This is a genomic window from Actinomycetospora lemnae (assembly GCF_028737315.1).
Classification (GTDB): Bacteria; Actinomycetota; Actinomycetes; order Mycobacteriales; family Pseudonocardiaceae; genus Actinomycetospora; species Actinomycetospora lemnae.
The window spans coordinates 64,613-76,881 of the sequence record NZ_JAQZAO010000020.1; the positions used below are offsets into that span (position 1 = coordinate 64,613).

Annotated in this window: 9 protein-coding genes; 8 read left to right on the plus strand and 1 reads right to left on the minus strand. The window is 77.1% G+C overall.

What is annotated here, in order from left to right; translation table 11 throughout:
• Positions 1 to 141 precede the first annotated feature (141 nt).
• Positions 142 to 1,545, minus strand: coding sequence for a CCA tRNA nucleotidyltransferase (locus tag PGB27_RS28085; protein ID WP_274203759.1), 1,404 nt, complete (start codon positions 1,543 to 1,545; stop codon positions 142 to 144).
• A gap of 240 nt (positions 1,546 to 1,785) precedes the next feature.
• Here PGB27_RS28085 and PGB27_RS28090 point away from each other — a divergent pair, with 240 nt between their 5' ends.
• From PGB27_RS28090 to trxA, 8 genes are all read left to right on the plus strand, one after another.
• On the plus strand, positions 1,786 to 2,214 hold the full coding sequence (locus tag PGB27_RS28090; protein ID WP_274203760.1) for an NUDIX hydrolase: 429 nt from the start codon (positions 1,786 to 1,788) through the stop codon (positions 2,212 to 2,214).
• Positions 2,211 to 4,544, plus strand: a complete 2,334-nt coding sequence (locus PGB27_RS28095) for a DUF6049 family protein (RefSeq protein ID WP_274203749.1) — start codon at positions 2,211 to 2,213, stop codon at positions 4,542 to 4,544. The genes PGB27_RS28090 and PGB27_RS28095 overlap by 4 nt, the downstream gene beginning before the upstream one ends.
• A 608-nt stretch (positions 4,545 to 5,152) precedes the next feature.
• Positions 5,153 to 7,126 carry a murein biosynthesis integral membrane protein MurJ gene (gene murJ / locus PGB27_RS28100; protein ID WP_274203750.1) on the plus strand — a complete coding sequence of 658 codons (1,974 nt, stop codon included), beginning with the start codon at positions 5,153 to 5,155 and terminating at the stop codon, positions 7,124 to 7,126.
• Between the two features lie 99 nt (positions 7,127 to 7,225).
• Positions 7,226 to 9,250 carry a protein kinase family protein gene (locus PGB27_RS28105; RefSeq protein WP_274203751.1) on the plus strand — a complete coding sequence of 675 codons (2,025 nt, stop codon included), beginning with the start codon at positions 7,226 to 7,228 and terminating at the stop codon, positions 9,248 to 9,250.
• Between the two features lie 61 nt (positions 9,251 to 9,311).
• Positions 9,312 to 9,953: an RNA polymerase sigma factor SigM gene (sigM, locus tag PGB27_RS28110; RefSeq protein ID WP_274203752.1), complete on the plus strand. Its 642-nt coding sequence runs from the start codon at positions 9,312 to 9,314 to the stop codon at positions 9,951 to 9,953.
• Positions 9,950 to 10,660: a hypothetical protein gene (locus PGB27_RS28115; protein WP_274203753.1), complete on the plus strand. Its 711-nt coding sequence runs from the start codon at positions 9,950 to 9,952 to the stop codon at positions 10,658 to 10,660. Before sigM ends, PGB27_RS28115 begins: the two co-directional genes overlap by 4 nt.
• Positions 10,661 to 10,709: 49 nt before the next feature.
• Entirely contained in the window at positions 10,710 to 11,801 is a 1,092-nt protein-coding gene (trxB, locus tag PGB27_RS28120) for a thioredoxin-disulfide reductase (protein WP_274203754.1), read from the plus strand.
• 40 nt (positions 11,802 to 11,841) lie between these two features.
• Positions 11,842 to 12,168 carry a thioredoxin gene (gene trxA / locus PGB27_RS28125; protein WP_274203755.1) on the plus strand — a complete coding sequence of 109 codons (327 nt, stop codon included), beginning with the start codon at positions 11,842 to 11,844 and terminating at the stop codon, positions 12,166 to 12,168.
• Positions 12,169 to 12,269 lie beyond the last annotated feature (101 nt).

Genomic DNA, 12,269 nt, shown 5'->3' on the forward strand with positions numbered 1-12,269 from the left:
AAGTCGAGCGTCACCGCGTCGGGCGCGCCGACTCCTCCGGGCAGGTCGGCGTCGGCCGGCGAGACGTGCCGGTGGACCGGGCCCTGCCCGGTGCCGAAGACATAGCTGATCGCAGGGGATCCCACACCGGGTTCGACGCGGCTACTCCCCGGACGGTTCCCCCGACCCGATCCCCTCCGCGGCCGCCCACGCCAGCAGCTCCGCGCGCGCCTCGTCGTCGGAGAGCGGCCCGCGCTCGAGGCGCACGTCCTTGAGGTGGCGCCACGCCTTCCCGACCAGCGGCCCCGGCGGGATCCCGAGCAGCTCCATGATCGCGTTACCGTCGAGGTCGGGGCGGACGCGCGCGAGGTCCTCCTCCTGCGCGATCCGCGTGATCCGCTCCTCGAGGTCGTCGTAGGAGCGCTGCAGGGCGGCGGCGCGGCGCTTGTTGCGCGTGGTCGAGTCCGAGCGGACGAGCTTGTGCAGCCGCTCGAGCAGCGGGCCGGCGTCGGTGACGTAGCGGCGCACGGCCGAGTCGGTCCACTCGCCCTTGCCGTAGCCGTGGAAGCGCAGGTGCAGGAACACGAGCTGCGCGACGTCCTCGACGACCTGCTTCGGGTAGCGCAGCTCGCGCAGGCGCTTGCGCGTCATCTTCGCGCCGACGACCTCGTGGTGGTGGAAGCTCACCCGCCGCCCCGGCTCGACCTTGCGGGTCGCGGGCTTGCCGATGTCGTGGAGCAGCGCGGCGAGGCGCAGGACGAGGTCCGGGCCGTCGGTCTCGCGTCCGATGGCCTGCTCCAGGACCGTCAGCGAGTGCTCGTAGACGTCCTTGTGCTGGGCGTGCTCGTCGATCTCCAGGCGCATCGCCGGCACCTCGGGCAGCACGACGTCGGCGAGCCCCGTGTCGACCATGAGCTCGATCCCGCGGCGTGGGTGGGCGCCGAGCAGCAGCTTCGAGAGCTCGGCCTGCACCCGCTCGGCGGTGATCCGCGCGAGCTGCGGCGCCATCTCCGTCATCGCCTCGCGCACCCGCGGGGCCACCTCGAAACCCAGCTGCGAGACGAAGCGGGCCGCGCGCAGCAGGCGCAGCGGGTCGTCGGAGAACGAGGTCGCCGGCTCGCCGGGGGTGTCGAGGACGCCGCGGGCCAGCGCCGCGAGCCCGCCGTACGGGTCGACGAAGGTGCGGTCGGGCAGCGAGAGCGCCATGGCGTTGGCGGTGAAGTCGCGGCGCACGAGGTCGCCCTCGACGGTGTCGCCGAACGCCACCACCGGGTTGCGGGTCACGCCGTCGTAGGCGTCGGCGCGGAAGGTGGTGACCTCACAGGTCAGGCCGCGACGGACCAGGCCGACCGTGCCGAACATGATGCCGGTGTCCCAGACGGCGTCCGCCCAGCCCGACACGATCCGCTGGATGGCGTCGGGGCGCGCGTCGGTGGTGAAGTCGAGGTCGGCCGAGTGCCGCCCGAGCAGCGCGTCACGGACGCTGCCGCCGACGAGGTAGAGCCGGTGGCCGGCGTCGGCGAACCGCTGCGCGAGCTCGTCCGCCACGGGGTTGTAGCTCAGCATCTCGACCACCGCCGCGTGATCGGCGCCGGTCGTGGACGTAGGGGCTGGCGCGGGTCCGGGCACGACAGGACAGGCTACCGCGAGCAGGGAGACCGCCCGGGACACCACGTCCCCGACACGACACCCGCGCGTCGACCGGGCGACAGATCCCCGTCACCGCGGGCGCGCCGTACGATCGCGGGCGTGTCCACCCCGTCCCGCCGGTCCGGCGACCGGCGCCGGCGGGGCTCCCGGCGGCGGATGCGCACGGTCGACGAGACCTCGGCGGGAGGCCTCGTCGTCGACGCCACCGGGGCCAGTGCGGCCCTGATCGGCCGGCTGGACCGCCGCGGGCGTCTGCTGTGGTCGCTGCCGAAGGGCCACCTCGAGGAGGGCGAGACCGCCGAGCAGGCCGCCGTGCGGGAGGTCGAGGAGGAGACCGGCATCATCGCGTCCGTGCGGGCGTTCCTCGGCAGCATCGACTACTGGTTCGTCGCCGAGGACCGCCGGATCCACAAGACGGTGCACCACTACCTGCTCCGCGCCCACGGGGGCGAGCTCTCCGACGCCGACGTCGAGGTCACCGAGGTGGCGTGGGTGCCGCTCGCCGAGCTCGACGCCCGGCTGGCCTACGCCGACGAGCGCCGCCTGGTGCGGCGCGCCGCGCAGATCCTGGAGGAGTCGGCGTGAGCCCTCCCCGCGGCCCGCGGGGAGCCCTCCGACGTCCTCTCGCCCTGCTCGCCGCCACGGTGGCGGGGGTGCTGCTCGTGCTGGTCGCGCCGCCGGCCGTCGCGGCTCCCGACGCCGCGCCCGACGCCGCGGCCCGCCCGGCGCCGGTCGAGGTCGTGCTCGACGGGCTCGCGCCGCGCACGGTGACCACTGACGGGCCCGGCGAGCTCGTCGTCACCGGGCGGGTCACCAACCGGTCCGCGGTCCCCGCCCGCGACGTCGGGGTCCGCCTCGCCCGGGGGCCCGCGCTCTCGGGCAGCCGGGCGGCGCTCACGGCGCTCGAGACCGACGGCGCGTCCGGCGGTGCTCCTGGTGGTGCCGCCGTGCGCACGCCGTCGGTGGAGGTCGCGCCGACGATCGCCCCCGGCGCCGCGGTGCCCTTCACGCTGCGCGTGCCGCTGACCGGCCCCGGCTCGCTCGCCCTCGCCGCGCCGGGGGTGCACCCGCTGCTCGTCGACGTCGACGGCGCGCTCGGCACCGCCGGCCCGACCCGGCTCGATGCGGTGCCGTTCCTGCTGCCCGTGGTCGGCGTCCCCGGTCAGGGCCCGCCCGCCGCGCCCCCGGTCGGGCAGGCGACCGCGGTCGCGGTGCTCTACCCGCTCGCCGACCGTCCCCGCCGTCTGCCCGTCGTGCCGGGCGCGCCGACGCTGCTCACCGACGACGACCTCGCCACCTCGCTCGCCCCGGGCGGTCGCCTCGCGGGGCTGGTCGACGCGCTCGGCCGCGCGGCGCCGGCCGGCTCGGCGGCGGCGCGCTCGGTCTGCCTCGCCGTGGACGCCGACCTGCTCGAGACCGCGAGCGCGATGACCGGCGGCTACCAGGTCCGCACGGCCACCGGCGGCACCACGGCCGGGACGGGTGCCGCCGCCGCGGACCGCTGGCTCGACGCCGTCCGCGCCCAGGCCCGCGGGCGCTGCGTCGTCGCGCTGCCCTACGCCGGCACCGACCTCGTCGCCACCGCCCACGGCGACCGTCCCGACCTCACCGCCGCCGCGGTGGCCACCGGCACCCGGCGGGTCGGCGACCTCCTCGGCGTCACCCCGGTCGCCGGCACCGTCTGGCCGGCCGGCGGGCTCGTCGACGAGCGCACCGTCACCGCGCTCACCGCCCAGGGCGCCCGCGCCCTGCTTCTTGACGGCGACCTCCTCGACGGACGCCTGCCCGCCGGTGCGCTCGCCCGGCTGCCGGGCGCGGCCGGGTCCGCGCCGGCGGCGGTCGCCCTCGACCCGGTCGCGGCCACCGCGCTCGCCCCGCGTCCCGCCGCCGAGCCCGGCGACGCCACGAGCCCCGCGGGCACCGCCGCGCCGCTCGCCGTCCAGGACGCCCTCGGGGTGCTGGGGCTGCGCGCGCTCCAGGAGCCGCCCGCGGACGGGGCGCCGGCGGTCGAGGTCGTCGCCCCGCCCACCGACTGGGCCGCGAGCACCGACGAGGCGGCGGCGCTGCTCGCGGGCGTCGACGAGCTCGCCCGACTCGGCCTGGCCCGCCCTGTGGACCTCGCCACGCTCGTCGGGCCGGTCGGGGCGGCCACCCCCCTCGCGCCGACCGCCCTGGCGTCGCCCGAGCGGGAGATCGACGGCGTAGCCCCGCCCGGCCTCGTCGCCCGCGCCGGCGTCGTCCGCGACCGCCAGGGCGAGCTCCTCGCCGCGACCGAGCGCGACGGGGTCGGGGCGCCGTCGCCGTCGGACTTCGTCGAACCGCTCACCGACGGCGTGCTGCGCAGCCTCTCGGCCGCGTGGCGCGGCGACCCGGCGGTGCAGGAGGCGCAGGTCGCGGCGGTGGAACGGCAGGTCGACGAGCTGCGCTCCCTGGTGCGGGTCGCGCAGCCGTCGGGCTCGTACTCGCTGGGCTCGAACGACGCGCCGCTGCTGCTGACCGTCGAGAACCGTCTGCCCGTGGCCGTCCGGGTGCAGGTCGTGCTCGAACCCACACCCGGGCTGCGGACCGCCTCGCTGCCCGTCGTCACCGTGCCGGCGTTCGGGAGCCGGCAGGTGCAGGTCGAGGTCGAGGTGACCCGTGCGGGCCAGTTCGCGGTCGACGCGCAGGCGCAGACACCGGGGGGTGAACCTCTCGGTCCCACGGCTCGTCTTCTGCTGCGGTCGACCGCCTACGGCACGATCACGGTGTGGTTGACCGCGTCCGCAGCCGTCGTGCTGGTGATCCTGGCGAGCGTGCGGATCGCTCGCCGGGTCCGGGCGGCCCGGCGCGACCAGAGGTCCCGTCGCAGGCGGCACCGGGACCCGGGCACGACGACGGACGCGGATCTCCCGACCCGCGAGCTGCAGAGACGGTGACGGCCCGCGAACCGGGCCGCCGGCCGGACGACCCGCCCGCCGACGAGACGGAGCGGGAGACCGGACGCGGGACCGGACGCGGCGCCGGCGACGCGGCCGCGCCCGACGTCGTCCCCCCGCCGCCCCCGCCGTCGTCTCCCCCCGAGCACACCGGTGGTCCGCGGCCGACCGGGGCGCCGGTCCCGGACGGGCCCCAGGCCGTCCGGGCCGGTCAGCAGGGTCCGCCGCCGGGTGCGGGACGGTCGGGCCCGCCGTCGGCCGGCCGCGGCGCGCCGGCACCGGGGTCGGCCGCCCACGGCCCCCCGCCCGCGCACGGCCCGCCGCCGACCCACGGCCAGCGCCCGCAGGGCCAGCCGCCGCAGGGCCCGCCGCCCACCCGAGGCCCGTCCCGACCCCAGGGCTCCGCGCCCGGGCCCGTCCCCGGCCCGCCCGCCGCACCCCACTCCGCGCCACCCCCCGTGCCGCCGGGCCGGCCGGGCGGGTCGGGCGGACCCGGGCATCACGGCCCGCCGCCGTCCGGTCGCCCCGGACCCCCGCCGACCGGGGGCCCGCCCGGCGGAGGTCCTCCCGCCGGCGATCCGCCCGGTGCGGCCGGCCTCACCCGCCCCATGCCGCGGACGTCGGGCGGTACCCCGCCGACCCCACCCCCGCCGCGCCCGCCCGGCTCGCCCGCGGGCGCCGCGGCGTCCGAGCCGTCGACCACCGGCCTGACCGCCCCCACGGCCGCGGTCGAGGCGGTCGACGCCGTCGACGCGGCCACGGCCGCGCCCGGTCGCGGTCCGGCGGACCCCCACCGCACCGAGGTGCTCCCCGCCGGCCCGCGCGACGAGCGCACGGTCCGGCGCGCCCGCCCGGCCCCGCTCGCGTCGTGGAGCGTCTCGGGGTCGCTCGAGGAGACCGTGCTGCTCCCGCGCCCGCCGCTGGAGCAGGACGCGCCCGCCGTCCCCGCACCGCGCCGGCCCGCGGACGACCCGGGCCGCGACGACAAGGCGCTGGTCAAGGCGTCCGGCGGCATGGCCGTCGCGACCCTGGTGAGCCGGCTCACCGGGTTCCTGCGCACGCTCGGGCTGACCGCGATCGTCGGCCTCAACCTCGTCGGCAGCTCGTTCAACGTCGCGAATACCCTGCCGAACATCATCTTCGAGCTGCTGCTCGGCGGGGTGCTGACCAGCGTCGTCATCCCCGTCCTCGTCCAGGCCGCCAAGGACGACGGCGACCAGGGCGACGCGTTCGCCCAGAAGCTCCTCTCGGGGGCGAGCGTCGGACTGCTCGTGGCGACGACGCTCGCCGTGGTGGCGGCGCCCCTGCTCATCCGCCCGTACCTGGCGCCCGACGTCGACGTCGAGCTCGCCGTCGACTTCGCCTACCTGCTCCTGCCGCAGATCTTCTTCTACGGCATGGGCGCCCTGTTCGGCGCGATCCTCAACTCGCGCGGCAACTTCGGCCCCGCGGCCTGGGCGCCGGTCCTCAACAACGTCGTCGCCCTCATCGCGCTGGCCATCTACGCGGTGCTGCCGTCGCCACCCGTGGGCATCTCCACCACGCAGCTGCTGGTGCTCGGCGTCGGCAGCACGCTCGGCATCGTCGTGCAGGCCGCCGTGATGCTCCCGGCGATGCGGCGCGTGGGCTTCCGGTGGAAGTGGCGCTTCGGGTGGGACCAGCGCCTGTCGGCCTTCGGCGGGCTCGCCGCGTGGGTCGTCGGGTACGTGCTGGTCAGCCAGGTCGGCCTGGCGTCGATCATGCGGGTCGCGTCGGGGTCGGACGACGGCGGACCGGCGATCTACAGCTACGCCTGGCTGCTCATCCAGGTGCCCTACGGCGTCCTCGGCGTCTCGCTGCTGACCGCGCTGATGCCCCGGATGAGCGCGGCCGCGGCCAACGGGCGGATCGACCAGGTCGTCGCCGACCTCTCCCTGGGCTCGCGGCTCTCGACGGTGACGCTGCTGCCGGTCAGCGCGCTGCTCACCGTCTTCGGGTCGCAGCTCGGCGTGGCGCTGTTCAGCATCGGCCGCTCGGGCCCCGAGGGCGCCGCCTCGCTCGGTGGGGCGATGGCGGCCTCGGCGTTCGGGCTGCTGCCGATGGCCGTCGTCATGCTCCAGATGCGCGTGTTCTACGCGATGAACGACGCCCGCACCCCGACGCTGATCATGGTCGTCATCACCGCGATCAAGGTGCCGATGGCCTACCTGTGCCCGGTGTTCCTGCCGCCCGAGCAGGTCGTGCTGGGCCTCGCGGCGGTGAACGCGTTCGGGTTCGTCGTCGGCCTCGTCGTCGGCAACATCTGGCTGCGCCTGCGGCTCGGGCACCTCGACACCCGCCGCGTGCTGCGCACCTTCGTGCTGACCCTCATCGCCTCGGTGGTGTCGGTCCTCGTCGCCGTGCTGTGCGTCACCCTGCTCGAGCGCGTCCTCGGCGGCGGTACCTCGCCGGTGCTGCGGGCGTGGCTGGTGCTCCTCACCGGATCGGCGGTGTTCCTGGCCGCCGTGGCGGTGGCCATGCGGCTGCTCAAGGTGCCGGAGCTCGACCCGGTGGTCTCCCGGCTGCGCCGGCTCCTGGGCCGGGGGCGCGCGCCGGCCTCGTGATGTGTGCCCGACGGGCCCCGGGGCAACCCGCGGCCGGGGTGGCGCGTCCCCCGTAGCGGCGCGCGAGTCCCGTAGGCTCGCACGACGTCCGAGGGGGAGGTGAGGGAGCTGGCCGGCGACACGTCGGGGGAGCGCCCGTCCACGCGTCCCTCGTCCGAGGACACCGAGGTCGCGATGCCGGCAGCGCCCGCCGCCCCGGCCACGCCCCCGCGGCGCACCGGGGTCGGCATCGACGGACCGACCACCCACGTCTCCCGCGTCGCGGGCTCGTCCACGTCCGAGGCCTCGCCCGGCGGGACGAACGGCAGCGCGACCGCGGGGACCACCGGCAGCACCAACGGCAGCGCCAACGGGTCCAGCACCACCAACGGGTCCAGCACCACCGCCGCGCCGCCCACCCCGGCCGGGGGCGGCGCCGGTCGCGCGCCCCGTGGTCCGGCCGCGCAGGGCCCCGGACCGGGCGGTCCGCCGGGCCCGCCGTCGGGGCCCTTCCCGGCCCCACCGCGCCGGCCGGCGCGCGGCGCCGGCGGCCCCCTGCGGCCCGGCCCCGCGTCGGGCCCGAGGGCCGCCGGGCCCCTCATGCCGGGCACGCTGCTGGTCGAGCGCTACCGCCTCGTGGCCGAGGTCGGGCGCGACCGGGAGGCCGACGCCGTCCTGTGGAAGGCCCGCGACGTCGTGCTGGAGCGCGACGTGGCGCTGACGCTGCTCGTCGGCACCTGGCAGGGCGACGCCAAGGCGTCGGCGGCCCTGTCGCGGGCGACGCGGTCGGCGCACTTCGAGCACCCGCACGCCGCGCGCATCCTCGACGTCGTCCGGCCGGGCAGCACGCCCCTGCCGACCGGGGTCCTCGGCGCCGCGGTGGCCGAGTGGACGCCGGGGCGCGACCTCGCCGAGCTCGTCGCCGACGGACCGCTGCGCCCGAGTGCCGCCCTGCGCGTCATCGAGCCGCTCGCCGACGCCGTGGCCGCGGCGCACCGCTCCGGGCTCGTCCTGGGCCTCGACCACCCCCAGCGGGTCCGCGTGAGCGCCCGGGCGGCGACCCGCCTCGCCTTCCCGATGCCCCGCGGCGAGGCCACGAACGCCGACGACGTCCACGGCCTCGGCGCCCTGCTCTACCTGCTGCTCACGGCCCGCTGGCCCGGCCCGGAGGGCAGCCGCGCCCCGGCCGGCCTGCGCCTCGCCCCGCACGGTCCCGACGGCGCCCCGGTGTCCGCCCGCCAGCTGCGCCCCGACCTGCCCGTCGAGCTCGCCGCGCTGGTCGACCGCACGCTCGACGAGGACGGCGGCATCCGCACCGCGGCCGCCGTGCACCGCCTCGTCACCCAGATGCGCGCGGGCCTCGAGGACGACGGCGTGCTGCTGCCGGTGCTCGAGGACGGGCAGACCATCGACGCCGACGACCCGGCCGAGGTCTGGCACGACGAGGCCCACCCCGAGCCCCAGCCCGACCCGGAGCGCCGGCGGAAGCTGCGCGTCGGCGTCACCGCGCTGCTCATCGCCACGTTGGCGATCCTCGGGTTCGTCAGCTACCAGATCATCTCGGTCGTCGCCGGTGGCGGGCAGTCCGGACCGCCGGTGGTGGTGATCCCGGCCGAGACGCCGGCCCCCACCGCCGCGCCGGCCCCGTCGCCCGCACCGCCCCCGTCGGCGGTGCCCCCCGCGCCGGTCCCGGCCGGGCCGGTGCAGCTGTCGAGCGTCGCGGTGTACAGCCCGGCGGGCAGCCCCGACAACCCGACCCGCATCAACCGGGCCGCCGACAACAACCCCGAGACGACGTGGTCGACCTCGGAGTACCGCCAGCAGCTCCCGGCGCTCAAGCCCGGGATCGGCATGATGACCACCTTCGCCGCGCCCGCCCCGGTGTCGGCGGTGACCGTCCGCTCGCCCAGTCCCGGGACCCGCATCGAGATCCGGTCCGCGCCCGCCGCGGACGTGCCGCTGGCCCAGACCCAGCTGCTCGGGGCCGGGACGGTCGGCGAGGACGAGGACGTGCTGCGCATCCCGCTGCAGGCCGCGCCGCCGACGGGCAACCTGCTCGTCTGGATCACCGCTCTCGGCGAGGAGGACGACGACGAGTACGTCACCGAGCTCGCCGACGTGACGATCGAGCGCGCCGCACCCTGAGCCGGGCGAGCTTCCCGGAACGGCCCCGGCCGCGGTCGTGTGGCGGCTAGCGTCCCGAGCCGTGCCCGACCTGCCCGATCCGCGCAGCGACCGCGAGCTGCTCGCGGCGCACGTGGCCGGTCAGCAGGGCGCCTTCGACGAGATCGTGCGCCGCTACGCCGAACGCCTCTGGCTGCTCGCGTTCCGCACGCTCGACCACCGCGAGGACGCCGCCGACGCCGTCCAGGAGACGTTCGTGTCCGCCCTGCGCGGCGCCGCCCGTTACCGCGGCGACTCCGAGGTGTCGACGTGGCTGCACCGGATCGCGGTGAACGCCTGCCTCGACCGCATCCGCCGGCGCCGCACCCGCCCCGTCGAGCCGCTGGCCGGCCACGACGTGCCCACGCCTCGGGACGGCATCGACGACCACCTCACACGCCTCACCGTCGCCGACGCCCTCGCCGCGCTGCCCGACGGCCAGCGGATGGCCGTGGTGCTCGTCGACGTCCACGGTTTCTCGGTCACCGAGGCCGCCGCCGTCCTCGGCGTGCGCGAGGGCACGGTGAAGAGCCGCTGCGCGCGGGCGCGGGGCCGCCTGGCGGGGCTCCTCGGCCACCTCCGGCCGCGGGACGCCCCGATCGTGCCGCGGGGTCGGGGGAACGGCGGGGGTCCCGGCGACGTCCAACACACGAGCGGGCCGGAACGCAGGGGAGGAGGACCGTGAGCGACGAGCAGCACGAGAGCGACACCGGGCCCCGCCCGGTGGACCTGCCCGACCCCGCCGACCCGGCGGTGGCCGCCGCCCTCGCCCGCACCCGGGCCGATCTCGCCGCCCACGGCGCCCGGACACCGGCCATGCCCGCGGGGCTCGTCGACGACGTGCGGCGGGCGCTGGCGGCCGAGACGTCCGGGACGTCCGAGCCGGCCGCGCCCCCCGCGAGCACCGAGCCCCCCGCGAGCACCGAGCCGCCCGAGGGCCCCCACCGGGGGCGTCGCCGGTGGGTCGGGGCCGGCGTGCTGGCGGGCGTGGCGGCGGTGGCGGCCGCCGTGGTGGCGGTGGTGGTCGTCTCCGCCGGCTCCCCGGCCACCCCGGCGCCCACGGCCGCACCCGCCCCGCCCGTGGTCTCCCCGGCCCCCGGCGTCCCCACCCTGAGCAGCGGCGACGGGGTGTCGGCCCTGCGTGCGGGGCTCGGCCGCGCCGACTACGGCCCGCTCGCCGACGAGGGCCGGCTGGCCGACTGCCTCGCCGCGCACGGTCTCCCGCCGGGCACGCGGCCGGTGGGCGCGCGGCAGGTCGTCGTCGACGGGCGGCCCGGCGTGCTCCTCGTCCTGCCGACCGGGGTCGCCGCGCGGTTCCGGCTGCTCGTCGTCGAGCCGGGATGCGCGACCGGGGCACCGCTCACCGTGTCCGACACGCTCGTCGGCCGGTGAGCGCACCCGTGTGGGGAATCCTGTGGGGGTCCGGGGCGTTGACGCCGACGTGAGCGACCAGACCATCCACGACGTCATCATCGTGGGCTCGGGACCGGCTGGGTACACCGCTGCGGTGTACGCCTCGCGCGCCCAGCTCGACGTGCTCGAGTTCGAGGGCAGCCAGTTCGGTGGCGCCCTCATGACCACCACGGGCGTCGAGAACTACCCGGGGTTCGCCGAGGAGATCCAGGGCCCGGAGCTCATGGACCGCATGCGGCGGCAGGCCGAGCGCTTCGGGGCGGACCTGCGTCCCGAGGACGTCGAGTCGATGGACCTCACGGGTGACGTCAAGTCGGTCCGTGTCAACGGCACCGACCACCACGCCCGCGCGATCATCCTCGCCATGGGCGCGCAGGCCCGGTACCTGGGCGTGCCCGGCGAGGAGAAGCTGCTGGGCCGCGGGGTCAGCGCCTGTGCGACCTGTGACGGCTTCTTCTTCCGCGACCACGACATCGTCGTGGTCGGCGGCGGCGACTCGGCCATGGAGGAGGCGACGTTCCTGACGCGGTTCGCCCGCTCGGTGACGATCCTGCACCGGCGCAGCGAGTTCCGTGCCTCCGGGATCATGCTGGAGCGCGCCCGCCAGGATCCCAAGATCACCATCCGCACGGACACGGTGGTCGAGGAGGTGCTCGGCGAGAACACCGTCGAGGGCGTCCGGGTCCGCAACACCGTCACCGGCGAGGAGGACACGCTGGCCGTCACCGGCATGTTCGTCGCCGTCGGTCACGACCCGCGTTCGGCGCTCGTCCGCGACGTCGTCGAGACCGACGACGAGGGCTACGTGCGCGTGGCCCTGCCCGGCACCGGCACCAACATCCCCGGCGTCTTCGCCTGCGGAGACCTCGTCGACCACACCTACCGCCAGGCCATCACGGCCGCCGGCAGCGGGTGCCAGGCGTCGATCGACGCCGAGCGCTGGCTCGCCGAGCAGCCCGACAACACCCGCGACACCGCCCCGCCGCCCACCCCGGGCGTCGACGGTGCCGAGGTGGACGACTTCGCGTCGATCCACGCCCGCGAGGGTGGCCCCCGCGCGGGTTCGGTGGACGAGGGGTCGTCCGAGCCCGCCGGCGAGGCCGTCCCCGCACCGTCCTGATCGCCCGAGCAGTCAACCGCAACACCCGAGGAGAGCCGCGATGAGCGCGCCCGTGAACGTCACCGATGCCACCTTCGCCGACGAGGTCCTGGGCAGCGACAAGCCCGTCGTCGTCGACTTCTGGGCGACCTGGTGCGGCCCCTGCAAGATGGTCGCGCCGGTCCTCGAGGAGATCGCCGCCGAGCACGGCGACAAGCTGACCGTGGCCAAGCTCGACATCGACCAGAACCCGGCCACCGCGCGTGACTACCAGGTCATGTCGATCCCGACCCTGCTCGTCTTCCAGGGCGGCAAGCCGGTCAAGCAGATCGTCGGCGCCAAGCCGAAGTCGGTCCTGCTCGACGACCTCTCCGACGTCCTGGCCTGAGCGAGCCGGACACCGCTGGATCGACCGGGAGCACCGGTCCGTTCGTCGCCGCGGCGCCGGGCGGGGCCCCCCCGTGGTGGCCCCCCCGCGCCCCCCGTCCT

What these genes read in the sequence shown, in the direction of transcription:
- PGB27_RS28085 (WP_274203759.1), bottom strand. Translation starts at nt 1,545, where the DNA reads ATGCTGAGCTACAACCCCGTGGCGGACGAGCTCGCGCAGCGGTTCGCC.
- PGB27_RS28090 (WP_274203760.1), top strand. Translation starts at nt 1,786, where the DNA reads ATGCGCACGGTCGACGAGACCTCGGCGGGAGGCCTCGTCGTCGACGCC.
- murJ (WP_274203750.1), top strand. Translation starts at nt 5,153, where the DNA reads ATGCCGCGGACGTCGGGCGGTACCCCGCCGACCCCACCCCCGCCGCGC.
- trxA (WP_274203755.1), top strand. Translation starts at nt 11,842, where the DNA reads ATGAGCGCGCCCGTGAACGTCACCGATGCCACCTTCGCCGACGAGGTC.